The following is a 20,999-nucleotide window of genomic DNA, read 5'->3' as shown; positions in this document are numbered from 1 at the left end:
AGATTAATGATAATTAAATATTTAAGACGCGATATGAACTGTTTTTCCGCCCACAATGGTGCGCAGCACTTTCACATTTTCAATATCATCCGCTGGGATGGTAAATACATTGCGATCCAGCACGATCATATCTGCGAATTTACCCGCCTCAAGCGATCCTAAAACGTCTTCACGATGTTGAGCATAAGCAGAGTCAATCGTAGCCGAACGTAACACTTCGAGCACGGTCATATCGCGGTCATTATCCAGTCGTGGCGCTGGCTGACCATTAATATTACGACCACGGCGAGTTGCGGCGACTTTCAAATCATACCATTCGTCAAAATCATCGATTGGCCAGTCGCTACCAAAGGCAACAACTGCACCCGCATCAATAAACTTAGCAATAGGCTCTAGCTGCTGGAAACGGGTTTCGCCCAGCATGTTTTTCTCGAAAACAGCCAGCTCAGGGGTTGGTGCAGCCCATTGGAATGATAAGCACGCAATAGTTTTCAGGCGCGCAAAACGGGCATAATCTTTGGCATCCACCAGTTCATTGTGGGCAAGACCTGGGCGGATATCTTTCTCTGGGTGAGCCGCACGCATTTTTTCAATGGCATCCAGCACGATAGAGACGGCACCTTCACCGACGGTATGTAAGTGAGGATCGTAACCTGCTGCGGCGATTTTCTCGAGCAGCTCATCCAAAATTTCAGCCGTGAAATAGAGGTCGCCGTAGTTATCGGTTTCTACCCAATTCGGGGCGGAATCAGTCCCTTTGTTCACGCGGTATGGCTGTAATAATGAGGCAGTCATGGTTGGGTATTGCAGCACGCCATCCACGAACATTTTGATATTACGTAAGCCAATACCCGGTGCTGGTGTCCACTCTGCTTGGTGCCATTTTTTGGCGAACGCCACGGCTTTATCGACAGCAGCCGCAACGGCAGCCACATTCGGGGTATCATCAGGCGTGATTTCGCGCGCAGCTTGGAAGCGCAAAGTGAGTTCACCACGTTGTTGAAGTTGGTGGAACGCGCTTAATTGCTGCTCAGAAACACGGGCATCCATGACCATGGTAACGCCTTGCTGATTCAATACTTTTTGGACTAATTCAGCCACTTCAACCGCTTGCTCATCACGAATAGACGGGATGCTATCCGCAGCACGCATGGCAGGTGCATCTTCTAAAATTCCGTTGAGTTCACCATTTTCATATTTACCGATTTTGCCATCAGGTGGCTCAGGAGTTTCTTTGGTGATCCCGAATAATTCGAGGGCGCGACTATTGGCTAAGAGGGTATGGCAGTCATTAGAGAACAACACCACTGGGCGCTTAGTATTGAGCTTGTCCATATCTTCACGGTACATATCAATACCTGCTGGTAACATGCCTTGGCGTAACCATGCCGTGACTTTTAGCCAGTCATTTTCGCCGGTGCGAGGATCTTTATCTAGGTGGTCTTGTACGCGCTGTAAAATTTGGTCGATAGTCAGGGATTCGTAATTAAGATGGCAGCCGAACAGCTGAATGCCGCCCCAAAATGGGTGCATATGTCCATCAATGATCCCTGGCATCATCATCTTGCCTTCAAGGTCGATGCTCTCAGTTTCTGGACCAACATATTGATGTAATTCATCCGAAGTCCCTGTTGCAAGAATATAACCTTCTTTCAAGGCGATAGCGTCGACAACACTATCTTGACTGTCTGCGGTATAGATATAACCGTTGAAATAAATAACATCAGCAATTTTATTATTCATCGTAAACCGTCTGTATCAGGGGCTCCTACGGAGCCAGAACCAAAAAAACAATGGGGAAGATAAGCTTCCCCATAATCAACGAAAGGTACCGGAGGATTAATTGATAATCATCTCAGTCTCGGCATCAGAGATAGCAGGTGGACGACGAGTAAAACCATGAGTCAGAAGCGTGAGGTAGCCTGCCCCTGCCGCTAGCCAACATAAGCCGACTGTGAAGGCTTCTGCATCTAAACTTGTCCATAACCACAAGGTTAAAACAACCCCAATGGATGGCATGACCAGGCAAGTGAGCAGCTTGGTATTATCCAATGAGGCTTTGCGGTCAATGTAGAAATGTTTTATGACTGACAAGTTCACAAAGGTAAAGGCTATCAGCGCACCAAAGCTAATCATCGACGCAACCATACTGAGTGATAACACCAGTGACATCAATGAAGCCACAGCCACAAAGATAATGGAATAGACCGGTGTATTTAGGCGTGGGTGCAAATACGCAAAGATAGAGCGAGGTAGCACACCTTCACGACCCATTGCATAGAAAATACGCACGATACTGGCTTGCGAGGTCATTGCTGAAGCAAAGACACCGATAACATAAGCGGTAATAAAGCTCGATGCCATCAAAGAGGCGCCGATCCACTTCATTTTATCGCCCACTTGCTGCATCACCGCGATACTGGCGACATCCGTATTAGGGAGAAAATCTTGCCATACTGGGTACATTAAGTGTGCACCGTAAGAGATGGCAATAAACAAGGCTCCTGCAATAAATACAGTATATAAAATCGCTTTAGGTAGAGCACGGCGTGCGTCTTTTGTCTCTTCGGCCATGGTTGAAATAGCATCAAAGCCCAAGAAGGCTAAGCACAGTACCGCAGCACCCGCAAACAGCCCAGATACTTGTGATGACATCACGGTGAGCGGCGCCATAAGGGCTTCAACATCCAGTACCATCGCGTTTTGCAAGCAGATGTACAAGAAGATGGCGATGAAGACAAATTGCATCAGAATAATCAGCATATTCATCCAAGATACCAATTTGATACCCAAAATGTTCATGATGCTGACAACAGCGATGGTTGAGCAGATTATCACTGGCATTGGGATATTCGGGAACGCTTCGTGAACGAAGATCCCAATCGCAATGTAGTTAATAATCGGCAGAAATAGATAATCCAGCAGTTGTGCCCAACCAACAAGAAATCCAAGAGTGCCACCAAAGGTTTTTTGCACATACGAATAAGCAGACCCAGAAAGCGGGAGCGCGCTGGTCATACGGCAATAGCTCATGGCGGTAAAGAAGACAGCAGCGAGCGTAATTAAATAAGCGATAGGCAGATGCCCTTCACTTAATACAGTCACTTGTCCATAGGTGGTAAAAATTCCGAGTGGCACCATATAAGCCAGCCCGAAAAATACTAACGCAGGGGTGGTCAGTACACGTTTCATTTGAACGGTATTCTGTTGCATTTTGAAGCCCTTCCCAAAAGCCCTTAACAACGTTAACTCTGTCTGAATACACAGGCCGAGTGAACCTAAAATGCAGCCATATAACTTGAGCTATAGCACTACATGTTTTGTTTTTTACATACACAAATCATTTAATTAGGTATGTGGATAGACGCCTTGTATTCAATTTCAGAAAACCTCGCACCAGGACAGAATATAAATCACTGTCATCGTGCGCACTTTAATGAAACGTCAGTAATGAATCGGACCATTACCATCCGCTGGGGTGAATACAAGCGGCGTACAATATAATTATCAAGTTCCTATTAAGCAATCATTTATTTCAACAAATAAATATACTGTTTTATTTCAATGGGTTGATATTTGAAAGGTGTATAAATAAGGTTAAATTTAACGTAAGTTCAATATGAATCAAATTCCCGATAAAATCAAGGAATAAAAATTTTTATAATATATTGAAATATAAAAAGAAAATCTTTGATTTTGAAATTAACCCAAATAAGAGAAAAACACCCAAAAGGCAACTTATTTTTAATAAAAATAAGTTGGTTATATTAAATAATTTAAACTTTCTAGTTCCATTAAATGAAACGTGCATTAAGTGGGTAATATAATAAGCGGGTTAATACTAATTTAAGACAGATATTATGGGCACGAATGCCCATAATATGGAAAATTAAATTCTATTTTCTTCTGAGTTTCTGCTGTGTATATAAAGCATCTAAAGTAAATAAAATTAATGCAACCCAGATAAAACCAAATGTAATTAACAATTCTTGGGTCATCACCTCGCCATACACAAATACGGCAAGTAAGAACATAATGCTTGGGCCTAAATACTGGAAGAACCCTAACGTTGATAATCTTAAATGGTTAGCGGCTTCAGTAAACAGTAACAATGGCACTGTGGTAATAATCCCTGCAGCGATCAGGAGAATATTTAAATGCCAGCTGTTCATTGTCATGTCACTTGTCGGGCTATCTGCAAAAAATAGCAGGAAGATAACGCCGACAGGTAGCAACCATAAGGTTTCAAATGTCATACCCGTTTGCGCATCAACACCCAATTTTTTACGTAATAAACCGTAGGTGGCAAACGTCACGGCAAGGCTTAATCCAATGATTGGCACGGAGCCAAACTGCCAGAGTTGAATTAATACGCCAGTAAGAGCTAATCCGACCGCAACCCATTGCATTCGGCGGAAGCGTTCATGTAAAAATATCATGCCAAACAATACGTTAACCAGAGGGTTGATAAAATACCCTAAGCTGGCTTGTAGCATATGCCCATTATTTACCGCCCAGATATAAATCAGCCAGTTAGACGCAATTGTCACAGCTGTTACACCTAAAATTAAGATCTTTTTAGGCTGTTTTAAGACTTGGCGGAAATAATTCCAATGGCGCGTGATGGTCAGTAATAGCAGCATAAAGAAGAATGACCAAATAATACGGTGAGTCAAAATTTCTTCTGCAGGCACTTCTTTGATGGATTTAAAATAAATGGGGGCGACACCCCAAATAAAATAAGCGCCTAAGGCACATAGTACGCCTTTGGTAGTATTTTGTTGGCTCATGAATAGCTCTGAAATTGATATAAAGTCAAACTGAGAGATCGAAGCCAAGAATGTGAGAGGCTCGATGTGTGATGTCGTTAATGTGACATTGCTCAGGTTTTTTTACAAGCTATTAGTTAATGAGGTTATTAATTATTTACTAGGCTGTTTCATCCGCTCAGATTTTTTTACCCAATCAAATAAGTCGCAGTGGCTGTAGCAATATGCTGATTTTTCTCATTATGTAATTCACTGCGGGTGACGGCAATTTTATTACCATCGCGTAGTAAGCTGGCGCTCGCGATAAAAACCTCTCCACGCCCAGGGCGCAAATAATCAACGCGTAAATCAATTGTGCCCATTTTGGACATCTTGTCGGCAATATCTTGGTGAACGAGAGGCTCAATGCGTTGAAGGATCCGGTTGATGCACACCATACCTCCCGCCACATCTAATAAGGATGCAATAACACCACCATGGAGAATATTTTGGGTGAAATTACCAATAAGCTCGGGACGATTTTTCACGGATAGCTGGACTAAGTCATCCGTCATTTGTAGTAGTTCAATTCCAAGTAATTGATTAAAAGGCATTCTATAGATAAATGCATCGCTCATAAATTTGCTGGCTTCTTCGAAAGTATAGATGCGGTCATTCATTTTAGGATCCTTGTCTATGATGTTAATGATAAGTTAACATTATGTATGTGCTAATATCTAGAAAACAAATGAATAATCTTTCAACGGTTGATCATTTTTCGGTGTAAAATGAAACAAATTTTTTTCACCGCAGTTGAAATAGGAATGGCAAATGCGCGCTTTACAAATGTTGTTGAGTTCTGTGCTCTGTTTCTGGTCTGTTTCACTTTTTGCATCTGACAATACCAACGAACCGGCACAGCAGGATACTGAAAATCATACACCCGTTCGCGGAAGTATTATTTCGGGGTTACTGCAAAATTATGATAACCCATTCGTTCTGTATCCTTATGAACCCAATTACATCATTTATACCTATACGTCTTCGATGAATAAGAAGGCCATCGCGAGTTATGATTGGGGTGATGATGCACTGAAAGATGAAGTGAAATTCCAATTGAGCTTGGCGTTTCCTATTTGGCGTGGTATTGCGGGGGAAAATTCGGTTCTCGCGGCATCTTATACCCAGCGTTCTTGGTGGCAATTGAGTAATAAGAAAGAATCTTCGCCATTTCGTGAAACCAACTATGAGCCACAGATTTTTGTTGGTTGGGCGCTAGATAACCAATTTGCGGGCTGGACGTTACGCGAATTCGAAACGGGCTTTAACCATGAATCAAATGGTCGCTCTGATCCAACATCCCGTAGTTGGAACCGTATTTATGCCCGAGCAATGGCGCAAAAGGGTGACTGGCAAGTGGAATTGAAGCCATGGTACCGAATTCCTGAAAGTGAAAGCAGCGATGACAACCCAGACATTAATAAATATCTCGGCTATTACCGCGTAAAAGTGGGGTATGCACTTGGGGATAGCGTTATTTCAGCTGCGGGTCACTATAACTGGAACTCAGGGTATGGTAACGCGGAGTTGGGCTGGAGCTATCCAATGACGAAGCACGTGCGTTTGTATACCCAACTGTTTAGCGGTTATGGTGAGTCGATGATAGACTACGACTATCGCCAAACACGTTTTGGTATCGGTGTGATGCTTAACGATATCATGTGATCTGGGCAGACATCCCAGTCATTTCAGGGTAATATCTTGCCAATAGCTGCTCTTTTCGGGCAGCTATTTGTTTCAACCTCTAGAGGAAATTCGTGTCTACCGCTTGCGTTATCAATCAACTTTCACTGGCTGAAAATGTGCTCAACAGCACGTTCGGCTACCAATCCTTTCGTCCGGGGCAAGATGCTGTCATTGGCGGTATCCTCGATGGTCGTGACTGCTTAGTATTGATGCCAACAGGGGGCGGAAAATCGCTCTGCTACCAAGTGCCTGCGTTGGTCAAACAAGGCATTACGCTGGTGGTATCACCTTTAATTTCCTTAATGAAGGATCAAGTTGATCAACTCAAGTTACACGGTGTTGAAGCGGCTTGTTTAAATTCCTCACAAACCCCGCTAGAGCAGCGCCAAATTATGGAATTATGCGCTCAAGGGAAAATCAAACTTTTGTATGTGGCGCCAGAGCGCTTATTGACCGACTACTTTATTCAGCAAATTGGTGGCTGGGATATTGCCTTACTGGCGGTAGATGAAGCGCACTGTATTTCCCAATGGGGCCACGATTTCCGCCCTGAATATCGTTCGTTAGGTCAATTACGCCATTCTTTACCGAATGTACCAGTGATGGCGCTGACTGCCACGGCAGATGAAACCACGCGCGCTGATATTATTCGCTTACTCGAGCTTAATGACCCATTAGTCCATGTGAGCAGCTTTGATCGCCCGAATATCCGCTATACTTTAGTCGAGAAGTATAAGCCGTTAGATCAATTATGGTTTTTTATTAAGGCTCAGAAAGGTAAATCGGGAATTGTTTACTGTAATAGCCGTAGTAAAGTTGAAGAAACCGCGGAAAGATTGCAAAAACGTGGCTTGAGTGTGGCTGCTTACCACGCGGGTTTGGAGAGCGCCCAACGTGACTGGGTACAAGATGCTTTTCAGAAAGATAATCTGCAAATTGTGGTTGCGACCGTGGCATTTGGAATGGGGATTAACAAGTCCAATGTCCGCTTTGTGGCACACTTTGATATTCCTCGCAACATTGAAGCGTATTACCAAGAAACAGGACGAGCGGGGCGTGATGGCGTCGAAGCCGAAGCCATTCTCTTCTACGATCCTGCTGATATGGCGTGGCTCCGCCGATGCTTAGAAGAAAAACCAGCGGGAATGCAGCAGGATATTGAACGTCATAAACTGAATGCGATTGCTGCCTTTGCGGAAGCGCAAACTTGTCGTCGCCTAGTTTTACTAAACTATTTTGGTGAAAACCGCCAAAAACCTTGCGGTAACTGTGATATCTGCCTTGATCCGCCAAAGCGTTATGATGGGCTGATGGATGCGCAAAAAGCACTCTCCTGTATTTATCGCGTTGGGCAGCGGTTTGGTATTGGCTATATTGTTGAGGTGTTACGAGGCGCTAACAATCAACGGATCCGCGATTTAGGGCACGATAAACTGCCAGTTTATGGCATTGGTAAAGAGCAAACGAATGAACATTGGGTGAGCGTCTTACGTCAATTAATTCATTTAGGCATGATCACGCAAAATATCGCGCATTTTTCCGCACTACAATTGACGGAAGCAGCCAGACCCATACTGCGTGGTGAAATGCCATTACAGTTAGCGGTTCCACGTGTTTTAGTCACCAAAAGCCGGAATCAACAAAACAAAATTTATCATGGCAATTATGATAAGAAGCTGTTTGCCAAATTGCGTAAATTACGCAAATCCATTGCGGATGAAGAAAATATCCCGCCTTTTGTGGTGTTCAACGATGCAACGTTGATTGAAATGGCAGAGCATTGCCCGACCAAACCCGTTGAATTATTACTGATTAATGGGGTTGGTGAGAAAAAATTAGAGCGTTTTGGTGAGGCGTTTATGACACTCATCCAAGACCATCTAGAAGGTTATGAATGAGGAAACCCCATGACGCCAGATAGTCTAAAAGCCAGTTGGTTAAATCGAGAAACTGAGTTTTCGGCCTTTACCAACGGTCCGCTTTTAGATTTTTGGCAACTACGTGAAGAAGCTGAGTTTTTAGGTGTTGATGACGTTCCTATTCGCTATGTGCGTTTTATTCATGCAAAGCACCATAAAGCTGTGGTTATCTCACCGGGTCGCAGTGAAAGTTACGTTAAATACCCTGAAATCGCCTACGATTTTTATCATCTAGGATTCGATGTTTTTATTATTGATCATCGTGGGCAAGGGCGATCAGGCCGTATGCTGGCGGATCCCCAAAAAGGGCACGTTGAAAAATTCACAGATTACATTGATGATTTTGAAAAATTCATTGATTTAGAAGTGAGAGATCGTCACTATCCTAAATGCTATGCGTTGGCTCATTCGATGGGAGGCGCGATTCTCGCTGGGTATTTACTCCGAGATAGCGTGACATTTGACGCCGCCGCATTGTGCGCTCCCATGATTGGCGTGAATTTACCGATGCCCCATTGGCTCGCGAGCTTTATTGTTGAGCGTGCAGAACCGCGCCGCAGTGTGCGAAATGATTATGCGGTTTCAACGGGAAAATGGCAGCCATTACCTTATTTAATCAATGTGTTAACCCATAGCCAAGAGCGTTATCGACGTTATTTACGCTACTATGCGGATTATCCTGAATTACGTCTCGGTGGTCCAACTTACCACTGGTTACGAGAAAGTTTTGCGATTGGCAAAGAGCTGGTTGCGAAAGCGGGAGAGATTGAAACCCCTCTGATGCTCCTTGAAGCGAGCGAAGAGAAGGTAGTCAGTAATCGAGAGCTACAAGCTTTTTGTCAAAGTCGGCAAAAAGCGCAAACAGGACGAGAAGAAAAATTACCCCTCATTATCGAAGGGGCTCACCACGAAATCCTGTTTGAAATAGATGCATTGAGAGCCATGGCCCTCAATGCAATTTGTGATTTTTTTGAGCAGCATTAGCCATAATTAGGGATCTTGTATGAAATATCCGGTTGTTGCTTCCGATTTGGACGGAACACTTTTATCTCCCAATCATGATTTAACTCTGTATACCAAAGATACACTTAAGCAGCTTGTAGCGACCGAAGAAGTCCGGTTTGTGTTCGCGACGGGACGCCATCATATTGATGTTGCACAGATCCGTGATGGTCTGGGTATTGATGCTTATATGATCACCTCGAATGGGGCGCGTATTCATAATACCAATGGTGACCTCATTTTTGCGAACAACGTTGACTCGCAGATAGCGAAAGAACTGTGCTTAATGGAGTTTGATCACCCTGAAATTCTCACCAATTACTACCATGGTGATGATTGGTTTATTAACCGTGAAAGCCCTGAGCAGAAAGAGTTTTTCAAAGAGTCCGTGTTTAATTACCAACTGTTTGACCACCGCGATTTCCCTACATCGGAAGTCTGTAAAGTGTATTACACGAGTGAAGATCATGATTTACTGGTCGATCTGCAACAGCGTATTCAACGTCGCTGGCAAGATAAAGTGCATGTTACTTTCTCCTTACACAGCTGCCTTGAAGTGATGGCAGGCTCCGTTTCTAAAGGGGAAGCTTTGAAACAAGTCACGGCATTGCATGGTTATGGAACCCATGATTGCATCGCGTTTGGTGATGGCATGAATGACAAAGAGATGCTGAAGTTAGCGGGCAAGGGCTGCATTATGCAGAATGCTCATCAGCTGCTGAAAGATGCTTTACCGCAGATGGAAGTGATTGGTTCTAACCAAGATGATGCGGTTGCTCGTTATTTGCGAAGTAAATATTTAGACAACAAATAATCACTTTTGCTATGTGTATTAGCAGAAAGCCAGATAGAATAAAAAACTATCTGGCTTTTTATTTGCCTTTTGTCATGAATGATAACGAAAAGTGCTATTTGTCTAAATTAAGGCGTTTATCCTATTTTGTCTTCTGACGAGTAAATTTAAACTACTTCAAATGAAAAGCGAGTTTAGGCTGTATAATCTGCCAGATCAGCCGATAATAACGGGTATTACTGTGTCGCCAGTTGCCATACTGCACTGTTGAGGGTTACTTAGGATGAAAAGAATTGCGTTAGCGCTGTTGTTAGGATCTGTTTGTTATAGTTCATTATTACTGGCTACACCGGCGAAACCAACGACCGCCAGTGAACAGACGACGATAGAGCAAATTACGCAGTTAGCTGAAAAAGGTGATCCCGCATCTCAATTCCTGTTAGGTGAGCGTTATTTTAAAGGTCAGGGCGTTTCCCAAGACTCCAAAGTGGCAGCGGAATGGTTTATCAAAGCTGGTGATCAAGGTAATTCAGATGCCCAATTCCGCCTTGGTACTATGTATGTAAATGGTTTTGGTGTTCGCCGAGATTATGATAAAGCGATGCTGTGGTACGAAGAAGCCGCTAAAAATGGTGATACTCGCGCAGAAACCAACATGGCCACCATGTATGCACAGGGCTTAGGGGTTAAACAGGATCTGGAAAAAGCTGCATACTGGTTTAGAAAGGCAGCGCAAGGCGGTAATGTGATTGCACAGTTCAAAATCGGGCAAATGTACTCGATTGGCAGTGGCGTCGCATTAGATAATGAAAAAGCTGTGTTTTGGTTCAGAAAAGCCGCAAAACAGCGTGATGCAAATTCCCAAGACCGTTTAGGGGTGATGTACTCTGAAGGGAAAGGGGTGAAAAAGAACCTACAGCAAGCGTATGCATGGCTGTCTACCGCGGTTTATAGTGGTAATAAAGAGAGCCAACGTTTACAGAAAAAAATCGCAGAGCAGTTGAACGCAGAAGAGCTGAAACAAGCGCAAAAACTGGCTGATAACTACATTAAAACCTACGGTAATAGCGAAGAAAGCTAATTCGTCCAATATTAATTTAACGGGATATCAGCAGGTATCCCGTTAATCCGATCACAGACAGAATCAAATATCCCCAGCAAAAGCGGTAAAATCGATTATATCCCCATCCTCGGCGTACACTGAGTTGTAGCGCTTTTGTCGATAATTGACGCACTTTCAAACGGTAAACCACTAAATACAGCAGGCTGAATCCTTGCCACAGATAGAGCGTATTAAAGGCAAAACCCTTTCCGACAATCAGCAAAATCACCAATGGAATCAGAAAAAACAGAATGGAGCCTACACGCTCATACTGTGCAATTTTTAATTTGATGGATTCGTCTTGGATTTCTACTGCTTGAGTCATTACTCTGCCTTTTTTACCATAGAAAATAAGGGAGCAAGTGCTCCCTCAATAAACTTATAGCTCACCAGTACCACGAGGTGGGTTGCGACCAGAAAGGTTATTTGTGGCGCTTTGAATCGAATTACTGCGCACATCCACACGGGCTTGGAACGGTGGGAATGGCAATGTAATTCCTTGTTCTGCAAAGGCTTCTAAAATATGCTGATGGATTTCGTGGCGAGCCGGTAAACGGTGCCCCATTTCACCTGCATACACCCGCAGCTCGAAAATTTGGATCCCTTGCTGTAAGTCCACGAGATAAACTTCAGGATTCGGGTTATCCAAGATCATGGACGAGCGTTTTGCGGCCCGCAGGATAATCTCTGTCACTTTTTCGCTATCGGCATCCGCAGGAGCAGGGATGGTCATCACGATACGGGTAATGGTGTCGGTCAGAGACCAGTTAATAAACTGTTCAGTAATAAATGCCTTGTTCGGCACAATAATCTCTTTTCTATCCCAGTCCGTTAAGGTAGTGGCGCGGGTATTAATCTTAGTGATACTACCGGTTAAGTTACGGATAGTGACCGTATCGCCGATACGGATCGGTTTTTCAAACAGGATCATCAAGCCAGAGATAATATTGGCGAAAATTTCTTGTAAGCCAAACCCGAGCCCGACCCCCATTGCAGCAATAAGCCACTGCAGTTTTGACCAGTCGATCCCCAGCATTGAGAAACCGACAATAGTTCCGATGATGGTGATGCTGTACTTGGTCAAGGTACTGATGGCATAACCGGTACCCGGTGTTAAATCGAGATGCTGAAGAACCGCCAGTTCTAATAGTGCAGGCAAGTTTCTGACGAGCTGTGCAGTAACGATAATCACCAAAATAGCGATGAAAATCGACCCCATTGTGATGGCTTGAACGGTTTCGACTCCATTGATGGATGAGGTCACATCCCACAGGCGAATATTTTCAAGGAATGAAAATGCGGTATGTAATTCGGACCACAGCCAGATTAACGAGACCAGCGCTATCATAGTCAGAATGGAGCGTACCAATCCAACTGATTGGGAACTGATAGTATCAAGGTCAAGAACCTGCTCTTCGATATCAATATTCCCTTCACCGCTAGCATTGGGTAATTGAGAGTCTTCTTCCCCTTTAGCTCGCTGGGCTAAGATCTCCGCACGGCGCTGTTTTGCTCGCTCGAAGGCGAGTTTGCGGCGCTGCATCGACATCCAGCGCTGGATTGTGTGATAAACAATTAGAATCACAAACCAAATCGCAACAGAGGTTTCGAGCCGCGCTAGTAGTGCTTGAGACGTTGAGAAATAACCTAATACGGAGAAAAATGCAGCAATCACCGGCGCAATGAAAATGAGCCACCATAATGCGGTATTAACTAAGTTTTCACCGGAGCCGTGCCTGTCCAAATACAATGGAATTTTAGAACGGCGTAAGTTGTTGGTAATTAGGCTTAATGCGACGCACAGCACTAAGAAGCAGAGGCGGCCTAAGGTCGCGGAGAACTCTCTTTCGCTGTAATGTTCAAAGGTGATGATTGCCATCACTAACGGCACAATCACAAAAATGGCTAATCGATAATGGCGCATTGCGCGCTTAACCGCGTCTTTATCCCAACCAAAGTGGGAAATGAACAGCCCAGTTGGGCGTGAGAATGTTTCACTGATCATAAACAGCCAGAGCAGCGGGGTCGTTGCGCTAACGCCGTAGCCAATCGCCGCTGCCATCGGATATTGCCATGCACTTTGTAAGCCATAACCAATGGCAGACCACATCATTGGAAGGGGGAGTGCGACAATAATCGACCAGAAAATAGTACGAACGGTTAAATAGAAACGGTCTTGTGTGACTTTACCAATGCGTAGGCTGGAGCGGTCTAAGAACGCTTGATAATGGCGGCGCGTGCTAACACTGAAAATCACTAAGATAATGGAACCTAGCAGGTATAAGAACGAGTCTTGGCTCGTGACCATCACTTGTAGTGCGCCCGTTAGCTGGGAGAGAGTATCCAGTGAAAGTAGCTGGGTCATGTCAGTAACCACAAGTACCGGATAATTAATGCTAATTGGCGGGACGTCAGCGACCCAGAATAGATAACGGTTTGAGGCGTCTTTCACCTCTTTTAGCGCATCAGTTAATTGCCCCGTTGCAACATTGAGCTTAGTCAGCTCTAACATTTCGCCATCAAAGCCCGAAATGAGAGAGGTTAATAGCTCTTTGCGGGTCTTCATCAGTGATTGATAAACCTGCGACTGGGCAGGACTTAAATCATTAGCACTTTCTTGCACCGACACATCGAGCTTGGATAAGCGCTCAAGCATATCTTCATAATTTAGCCGCTGAACACGTAAATCCGCCATTTCACGGTCAAGTTGCTGGCTTTTAGGGATATCTGGAAGGCGAGAAAGTTGTGTTCGAAGCGCTTCCCCTAAGGAACTTGAACTGCTGATCCACTGGGCTTGTTCACGGATAGTGGACAGTGCTTGTCGCGCATTTCGAATGCTGGTGGAGATTTCGGCTTGGTTGGTGGTGATTGCGCTCATGCGCTGCGCTTGCTCGGTCAACTCTTGGGACATTTTGCGGTTGATATCGAGCTGTTCTTTTAAGAACGGGGTCAATTCACCCTGTTCCGCCAACATTTCTGTATGCTCTAACGCCAATATTGCTTTTTGCTGGCGTTGGGTATTTTGAAAATCACGGAGTTGCTGAAGTTCAAGCTCTAGGCGCTGATAACGCTTTTTCTCAAGCTCTAGCGCCATTCGAGAAATTTCTTGGCGGTTATTAGCTGATAACTGCGCCATTTCTAGCTCGTTCACAATCGATTTGCGAGCACTTACTTCGGCTTGAGCTAAGGTATATTGAGCTTCAGCTAACGGAGTCGTTGGCGTATTGAGCGACTGGAAACGCGTTGAGGCGTCAGTTAACTGGCGTCGAGCTTCAGACAGCTGCTGTGGCAAGAGATTCAGGGATTCGCTGATTTCACGCCCTTTGTCTTGCTCTTGCTGCATCAAGCGCCCTTGATCAAGCAATTGGCTGCTTACTTGAGTAATACGCTGCTCGAGTTCACTTAAGCTAATGCTAGTGGGGATCGCGGGCGGTGTATCCGTTTCATTGAGCAAGTTTTGGCGGATGGTTTTGATAATTCTAGGAAAATTATCAATAGCGTCTTGGTAAGACTTTGCCTTATTGTCCGCATCTCGAGCTTCATTAATCCAGCTTAATGCCCCTTGCAACGCTTGAGCAATCTCAGCATCTTTGGGGTTTTTGTTTGGATCAAGCTGTTTGAGCTCCTGTGTAATCTGTGCTTCATCTTGCGCGGAGGCTGGCGCCGCTTGGGATGAAAAAACGATTAACAGGCTAAGTAAAAAACTGATAATCAAACGCACAGTGAGGAGCTCCTTCAGCGATAGAATAACTTAATTATAGTTTAAATGATTAGCTAACAGTTTCAGTGCGTTGCTGTTCATCCGTTGATTCAGCCAACAGCTCACCCATGCGGGTTGCATAGCCTGGGATCAATGAGGCATTAAAGCGAATTTTGTTAGGCTCAAACAGATTAATAACAGTAGAACCCAGTTTAAATAGACCCATTTCTTCCCCTTTTTGTAGGAAGATAGCGCCTTCTTCACCTTGTGCTGGATACGTCCAACGTTTAATCACGCCTTCACGTTGTGGGTTAACACAACCGCTCCAAACCGTATCAATGCTGCCTACAATGGTTGCACCAACTAAAATCTGCACCATTGTGCCAAATGGGGTATCAAACACGCAGATCAAACGTTCATTACGCGCGAATAGGTTCGGCACATTTGCTGCGGTTAATGGATTAACGGAGAACAGATCGCCAGGGACGTAAATCATCTCTGTTAATAAGCCATCACATGGCATATGCACGCGGTGGTAGTCGCTTGGGGATAAATAGGTTGTGATAAAATCACCACCACGGAATTTATCCGCTAACTGATATTGACCAGCAAGCAGGGCTTCAACCGTATAGTTATGACCTTTTGCCTGAAAGATTAGGTCATTATCAATAGGCCCTAATTGGCTAACAGCACCGTCCGCAGGTTGTGCAAGTTTATGCTCAGCTTCAACAATTGGGCGCGCGCCATCTTTCAGCGTACGGATGAAGAAGTCGTTAAAGGTTGAATATGCAGTCAATTCACTTTTTTGAGCTTCATTCATATTCACTTTATAGGCTTTAGCGAACAGCTTTATTGCCCATTGGGTTACAAACCCGACGTTTCGACTAGCAAACCATCCTGCAAGTTGGGTAAGCCCTTGTTTAGGAAGTATAAATTGCAGGCGGATTTTGATTTTATCTAGCACGTTAACCTCTGAATTTTAAAGGTAAGTTAGTGAAAGGGCGCTATTGTAACTGAAACTAATCTGCTTTCTAATTATTTCACAAAGCAGATAAGATGTGAGCGCTCACTAACTTATTTTAGACTGATTTTGGGGATTATTTATCTTTAGCGGTAAAGTTACCACGCAGTTTAACTTGTTCCATACTTTCTAAAATACGGTGATAGTTTTCAAAGCGTGATTCGGCAATTTTGCCGTCTTCCATTGCGTCTCGCAGTAAACAACCAGGGTCATCTAAGTGTTTACAATCGCGGAATTTACAGCCACCAAGGTAATCTTTAAATTCGACAAATCCTTTGGTCACTTGTTCCTTTGTCAGGTGCCAGAGACCAAATTCACGCACGCCCGGTGAATCGATGACATCACCACCCTGTGGGAAGTGGTACAGCCTGGATGCAGTCGTGGTGTGTTGCCCTAAGCCCGAGGTATCAGAGACATCATTGACTAAGATCGCGGCTTCATTTTGAGGTAACAGCGTGTTCAATAAACTGGATTTACCGACACCAGATTGACCAACAAAGACTGACACTTTACCGGATAGGGTGTTAGTGAGTGCTTCCATTCCTTCACCGGTATGGCTGGAAACTTCGAGCACTTGGTAGCCAATGTCGCTATAAATTGTCATTAAATCACTGACCCACTCGCGATTTTCGTCATCTAGCAAGTCAACTTTGTTTAAGACAATAATCGGCTGGATCCCTGTGGTTTCACAGGCGACTAAGTAGCGGTCGATAATATTGAGCGATAATTCAGGTAAAATCGCAGAAACCACGACGATTTGGTCGATATTGGCGGCGATAGGTTTTAACCCATCATAATAATCAGGACGAGTTAAGACGGAGTGGCGCTCATGAACGGCTTCGACAATACCGTTCACTTTTATATCACTCTGTGTGTTTAGCGCAGGACGCCAGACAACTTTGTCCCCGGTCACTAAAGATGAGATGGTTCGACGCAGGTTACAACGCTGTATAGTGCCGTCTGAGGCTTCAATATCCGCATGTTGACCAAAGCGGCTAATTACTAAGCCCTCTTGAGCCTCACCTAATTGGCTATCATCAATCTCAATAGTTTTCTGCTTTTTGAGCCTTTTTTGATGATTTTCTTGCACGCGGCGCTGTTGGCCTTTCGAAAGTTTCTGCTTAGCCACCTGACCTCTCTCACTTAAATAATTTGGCGTCTATATTATAACCGATAGGGATATTATTGAAAAACAACATACCTATAACGGATAGAACGAAGGGTGTTATCATACCTTAACTCCACCGTATTCAGTTAGGGCATATCATGCAAAAGAATGAGAATAATTTAATTTGGATCGATTTAGAAATGACCGGGCTCGATCCTATTCGTGATCGTATTATTGAAATAGCTACTATTGTGACTGACAGTAACCTGAATATCTTAGCCGAAGGCCCTGTTATCGCGGTACATCAAACCGAAGAGCAGCTGGCATTGATGGATGAGTGGAATGTAAACACCCATACTAATAGCGGCTTAGTAGAGCGCATTCGTAAAAGTACCATTGGTGAACGTGAAGCCGAGCTGGCGACCATTGAATTTTTAGAAAAATGGGTACCAAAAGGCGCATCGCCTATCTGTGGGAATAGCGTAGGACAAGACCGCCGCTTCTTATTTAATTATATGCCAGAGTTAGAAAGCTATTTTCATTACCGCTATCTTGATGTGAGTACATTAAAAGAGTTAGCTCGCCGCTGGAAGCCTGAGATCCTCGCTGGATTCTCAAAGAAAAACACCCACCAAGCGCTGGATGATATCCGCGAATCAATTGCTGAGCTGGTATATTACCGAGAAACGTTTATTAAATAATATTGCTATCAGGGTGAGTTGGTTTTTCTCAAAGAGCCAACTTTTCCTCGATATTCATTGTAATGCAATTTGCATTACGTTTGTCATTACGATAGTCTTTGTTAAGTTACTTTGAAAGTAGGAGAAAGTGATGTCAACAATTCAGATTAGAGTCGATGAACAATTAAAGAAAGAAGCCTATCAAGCCTTAGAAAATTTAAATTTATCACCATCAGATGCACTGAGATTATTTTTACGTTACGTCGCAGAAAATAAGAAGCTTCCTTTTGCTGAGGTTTCTGTTGTTGTGAGTGACAATGATGATGATGAAGATATTCTGGCTGTCGTTCGTGAGCGTTTGAAGAAACCAGCTAAACGAATCAGAGTGAATTTGGATGATTTATAATATTGACTTCGATGAACGCGCATTAAAGGAATGGCAGAAGCTTGGTAGTGATATCCGAGAACAATTCAAAAAGAAACTGAAAAAATTACAAACTAGTCCCCATGTGGAATCAACACGGCTACAGGGGGATTTATCCGGTTGCTATAAAATCAAATTACGGGCATCAGGTTACCGTTTGGTGTATCAAGTTATTGATTCTGAAATTGTTATTTTAGTTATCTCAGTAGGTAAGCGAGAAGCGGGTAAAGCTTACACAACGGCAAGCTCAAGAGTTGCGAAAGGGATAAAGCCATAGTCGCAGTAAATATGGCTGCGCAAATTAACAAACTTAACACCTTGAAATGCTTATTTAACAAACGGCGACGACAAAATCATCACTATGATTGTTTTATCATCAAACGAACAAAAAAATAAAAAAATTGAGTTCAAACGCTTGCTAGTATCTTAATTTCTCGTATAATGCGCTCCCCGTACCGATGAAGTTTTTGTGATTTTATTGGCACGATTAAGGCACCAAGAATTGGTTATGCGGGAATAGCTCAGTTGGTAGAGCACGACCTTGCCAAGGTCGGGGTCGCGAGTTCGAGTCTCGTTTCCCGCTCCAAATTTTCTTGATGTTTTAGCTAGAGCACTATTTTCGGAATGCGGGAATAGCTCAGTTGGTAGAGCACGACCTTGCCAAGGTCGGGGTCGCGAGTTCGAGTCTCGTTTCCCGCTCCAAACTTTCTTAGTGTTTTAGCAGAAGCAGTACCCACCAAATGCGGGAATAGCTCAGTTGGTAGAGCACGACCTTGCCAAGGTCGGGGTCGCGAGTTCGAGTCTCGTTTCCCGCTCCAAATTTTTACCTCTCAATTTTCTCTGTTTCTCTTTTTACATGACGCCCAATAAACATTCTATTAAATGCTAGTTTTTTGCTTACGCATTAATACTTATTGGCCTTTTAGCGTTCATTATTTACACAAAAGCAGCTTTTGCCTTCCTTGCCCACGATCCTTTTATTATTTATGATCTTTTTAGGATCCAAGTGAGTTTTTTGCTTGCATTCATAGGCGGAGAGCCATAGAATAGCCACCCCTTAGCAATAGGGCATCCTATAAGAACTTCAGCTAAAATGGCGAACGTTCGAGTGAAAGGTAAAAAATCTTATTTTTACCGGTTCAGTTAAAATTTCTTATTAACCTGACTTTTTGATAACTTTACTTTAGTTAGTTAACTAAAATTCAGCGTTTTTTATTACTTCTCTCCATGAGAAAGTTATCCACAACCTGAGTGGATCTAGGTTCATTTTATCCTAGATAGAAATACTTTGCTGCACAGAGTTATCCACAGGTTAGTTATTGGTTAATTTTTGACTATCACAAAATGAATATTATTAATTTTAATTTTAATTCATTGAAATTAAAGTAAAAAACTATTTCTTCAAAATGTGCTTAGCACAACTTGCAAATCCTTTACCTATTGTCGGGTAAGCACTTTTTTATTTTATTCACATCAGTTTGACAATTGATAGATTAGGATATAAGGCTGGACTTTTTTTAGGCGTCTCTAGGTAAACCTTTAGTAATTGCCCGAACAAGACGTTTTTGTTGCGAAGTTTGAATTGTGACTTGGTTTTCTTCTCGACGCTTGAGTTGTTGGCCAATCGACCATTGGAAGTGCTCGTCTAACATAGGGTTGATCCCTAGACGACTCTGTAATGCGAGAATAATATTATCTTGATAGGGTGCATTACCCAAAGCAACGCTGATATTACGTAGCCATTTTATATAGCCGATACGGCGAATCGCCGATCCTTCCGTAATACGGAGAAATTTCTCTTCGTCCCATGAAAAAAGATCCAATAGCTCCGGCGTATGCAATGCGGCTCTAGGGCTAAAATCCTCTTCATCCGTCAACTGAGAAAAGCGATTCCACGGGCAGATAAGTTGGCAGTCATCACAACCATAAATCCGATTACCCATGAGAGGGCGAAACTCTTCGGGGATAGCACTATCGAGTTCAATGGTTAGATAGGAAATACAGCGCCTTGCATCAACAGTATAAGGCTCGACAATTGCACCTGTTGGGCAAGTTGTCATACAAGCAACACAGCGCCCGCATTGCTCTTCAACGGGTTGATCAACGGGTAGAGGAAGATTGACAAGCAATTCGCCAAGGAAAAACCATGAGCCTGAATGTTGGTTGAGCACCAGTGAGTGCTTGCCCGTCCAGCCTAAACCCGCTTTGACAGCAAGTGGGCGTTCCAGGATAGGTGCCGAGTCAACAAAAGGGCGAAAATTCAAATCATCGGAACACTCAAACTGGCTGCAATACTCGAGGATCCGATCACTAAGCACTTTTAAGCGTTTTTTTAATAGCTTATGATAATCGCGACCAAGGGCGTAGCGGCTGACATAGCCTAGTTCTGGATTGTTTAGCGTGCTGGCAAAAGCTGCCTTAGCAGGAAGGTAGTTCATTCGAACACTAATGACACGCAGTGTGCCGGGGTGTAATTCATGGGGTCTCGCCCGCATCATACCATGGCGCTTCATCCACTCCATTTCTCCATGATATTGTTTATCCAGCCATGCTTGGAGCTTGGGTTCTTCAAGGGTAAGATCCGTATCGCAAATACCGACTTGTTGAAAGCCAGCATCGATGCCCCATTGTTTAATATTTTGGGCAAGAAGGTCGAGATCGAGGCGTGTGGACATGGGAAATATCTAGGTAAAAGTGGATTCGCAGGCACTCTAACACGATCATTGGATTTCTCAAAATCTACGGATCGCGTTGGC

Annotated in this window: 17 protein-coding genes and 3 tRNA genes; 11 read left to right on the top strand and 9 right to left on the bottom strand. The window is 43.7% G+C overall.

Annotated features, from left to right (window positions below):
- Window positions 1-21: 21 nt before the first annotated feature.
- The 4 genes from ACY3ZI_RS19375 to ACY3ZI_RS19360 form a co-directional block, all read right to left on the bottom strand.
- Entirely contained in the window at window positions 22-1,743 is a 1,722-nt protein-coding gene (locus tag ACY3ZI_RS19375; protein ID WP_487375719.1) for an amidohydrolase, read from the bottom strand.
- 96 nt (window positions 1,744-1,839) lie between these two features.
- On the bottom strand, window positions 1,840-3,213 hold the full coding sequence (locus ACY3ZI_RS19370) for an APC family permease (protein ID WP_036948882.1): 1,374 nt from the start codon (window positions 3,211-3,213) through the stop codon (window positions 1,840-1,842).
- Window positions 3,214-3,896: 683 nt separating this feature from the next.
- Window positions 3,897-4,790, bottom strand: a complete 894-nt coding sequence (rarD, locus tag ACY3ZI_RS19365; protein WP_036948885.1) for an EamA family transporter RarD — start codon at window positions 4,788-4,790, stop codon at window positions 3,897-3,899.
- A gap of 167 nt (window positions 4,791-4,957) precedes the next feature.
- A complete protein-coding gene (locus ACY3ZI_RS19360) occupies window positions 4,958-5,428 on the bottom strand; it encodes a thioesterase family protein (protein ID WP_108478800.1) in 471 nt (156 codons plus the stop codon).
- A 151-nt stretch (window positions 5,429-5,579) separates the two neighbouring features.
- Here ACY3ZI_RS19360 and pldA point away from each other — a divergent pair, with 151 nt between their 5' ends.
- From pldA to ACY3ZI_RS19335, 5 genes are all read left to right on the top strand, one after another.
- Window positions 5,580-6,473 carry a phospholipase A gene (gene pldA, locus ACY3ZI_RS19355; RefSeq protein WP_211886829.1) on the top strand — a complete coding sequence of 298 codons (894 nt, stop codon included), beginning with the start codon at window positions 5,580-5,582 and terminating at the stop codon, window positions 6,471-6,473.
- 92 nt (window positions 6,474-6,565) lie between these two features.
- Window positions 6,566-8,392: an ATP-dependent DNA helicase RecQ gene (gene recQ / locus ACY3ZI_RS19350; RefSeq protein ID WP_036948892.1), complete on the top strand. Its 1,827-nt coding sequence runs from the start codon at window positions 6,566-6,568 to the stop codon at window positions 8,390-8,392.
- Between the two features lie 9 nt (window positions 8,393-8,401).
- On the top strand, window positions 8,402-9,397 hold the full coding sequence (gene pldB / locus ACY3ZI_RS19345) for a lysophospholipase L2 (RefSeq protein WP_211886831.1): 996 nt from the start codon (window positions 8,402-8,404) through the stop codon (window positions 9,395-9,397).
- Between the two features lie 19 nt (window positions 9,398-9,416).
- Window positions 9,417-10,229 (top strand): sugar/pyridoxal phosphate phosphatase YigL, encoded by an 813-nt coding sequence (gene yigL / locus ACY3ZI_RS19340; protein WP_108478802.1) that lies wholly within the window; start codon window positions 9,417-9,419, stop codon window positions 10,227-10,229.
- Window positions 10,230-10,491: 262 nt separating this feature from the next.
- Window positions 10,492-11,289 (top strand): tetratricopeptide repeat protein, encoded by a 798-nt coding sequence (locus tag ACY3ZI_RS19335; RefSeq protein ID WP_036948904.1) that lies wholly within the window; start codon window positions 10,492-10,494, stop codon window positions 11,287-11,289.
- Between the two features lie 16 nt (window positions 11,290-11,305).
- Here ACY3ZI_RS19335 and ACY3ZI_RS19330 read toward each other — a convergent pair whose 3' ends face one another.
- The 4 genes from ACY3ZI_RS19330 to rsgA form a co-directional block, all read right to left on the bottom strand.
- Window positions 11,306-11,635 carry a hypothetical protein gene (locus ACY3ZI_RS19330; protein WP_211886832.1) on the bottom strand — a complete coding sequence of 110 codons (330 nt, stop codon included), beginning with the start codon at window positions 11,633-11,635 and terminating at the stop codon, window positions 11,306-11,308.
- A 54-nt stretch (window positions 11,636-11,689) separates the two neighbouring features.
- Window positions 11,690-15,031, bottom strand: coding sequence for a miniconductance mechanosensitive channel MscM (mscM, locus tag ACY3ZI_RS19325; RefSeq protein WP_211886833.1), 3,342 nt, complete (start codon window positions 15,029-15,031; stop codon window positions 11,690-11,692).
- 49 nt (window positions 15,032-15,080) lie between these two features.
- Window positions 15,081-15,974, bottom strand: coding sequence for an archaetidylserine decarboxylase (gene asd, locus ACY3ZI_RS19320; RefSeq protein WP_211886834.1), 894 nt, complete (start codon window positions 15,972-15,974; stop codon window positions 15,081-15,083).
- A 133-nt stretch (window positions 15,975-16,107) separates the two neighbouring features.
- On the bottom strand, window positions 16,108-17,160 hold the full coding sequence (rsgA, locus tag ACY3ZI_RS19315) for a small ribosomal subunit biogenesis GTPase RsgA (RefSeq protein ID WP_211886835.1): 1,053 nt from the start codon (window positions 17,158-17,160) through the stop codon (window positions 16,108-16,110).
- 137 nt (window positions 17,161-17,297) lie between these two features.
- On the opposite strand from rsgA, the gene orn reads away from it, so the two are divergent.
- From orn to ACY3ZI_RS19285, 6 genes are all read left to right on the top strand, one after another.
- Window positions 17,298-17,840: an oligoribonuclease gene (gene orn / locus ACY3ZI_RS19310; RefSeq protein ID WP_487375718.1), complete on the top strand. Its 543-nt coding sequence runs from the start codon at window positions 17,298-17,300 to the stop codon at window positions 17,838-17,840.
- A gap of 130 nt (window positions 17,841-17,970) precedes the next feature.
- Entirely contained in the window at window positions 17,971-18,225 is a 255-nt protein-coding gene (locus ACY3ZI_RS19305; protein WP_211886837.1) for a type II toxin-antitoxin system RelB/DinJ family antitoxin, read from the top strand.
- Window positions 18,215-18,520: a type II toxin-antitoxin system RelE family toxin gene (locus tag ACY3ZI_RS19300; RefSeq protein ID WP_211886838.1), complete on the top strand. Its 306-nt coding sequence runs from the start codon at window positions 18,215-18,217 to the stop codon at window positions 18,518-18,520. Before ACY3ZI_RS19305 ends, ACY3ZI_RS19300 begins: the two co-directional genes overlap by 11 nt.
- Before the next feature lie 233 nt (window positions 18,521-18,753).
- Window positions 18,754-18,829, top strand: a tRNA-Gly gene (locus ACY3ZI_RS19295).
- Between the two features lie 40 nt (window positions 18,830-18,869).
- A tRNA-Gly gene (locus tag ACY3ZI_RS19290) sits at window positions 18,870-18,945 on the top strand.
- Window positions 18,946-18,985: 40 nt separating this feature from the next.
- Window positions 18,986-19,061, top strand: a tRNA-Gly gene (locus tag ACY3ZI_RS19285).
- Between the two features lie 699 nt (window positions 19,062-19,760).
- Here ACY3ZI_RS19285 and queG read toward each other — a convergent pair.
- Window positions 19,761-20,918: a tRNA epoxyqueuosine(34) reductase QueG gene (gene queG / locus ACY3ZI_RS19280; RefSeq protein ID WP_108478804.1), complete on the bottom strand. Its 1,158-nt coding sequence runs from the start codon at window positions 20,916-20,918 to the stop codon at window positions 19,761-19,763.
- Window positions 20,919-20,999: the final 81 nt, after the last annotated feature.

This window comes from Providencia sp. LY12 (assembly GCF_057621555.1).
This window is presented reverse-complemented; position numbering and strand designations above follow the sequence as displayed.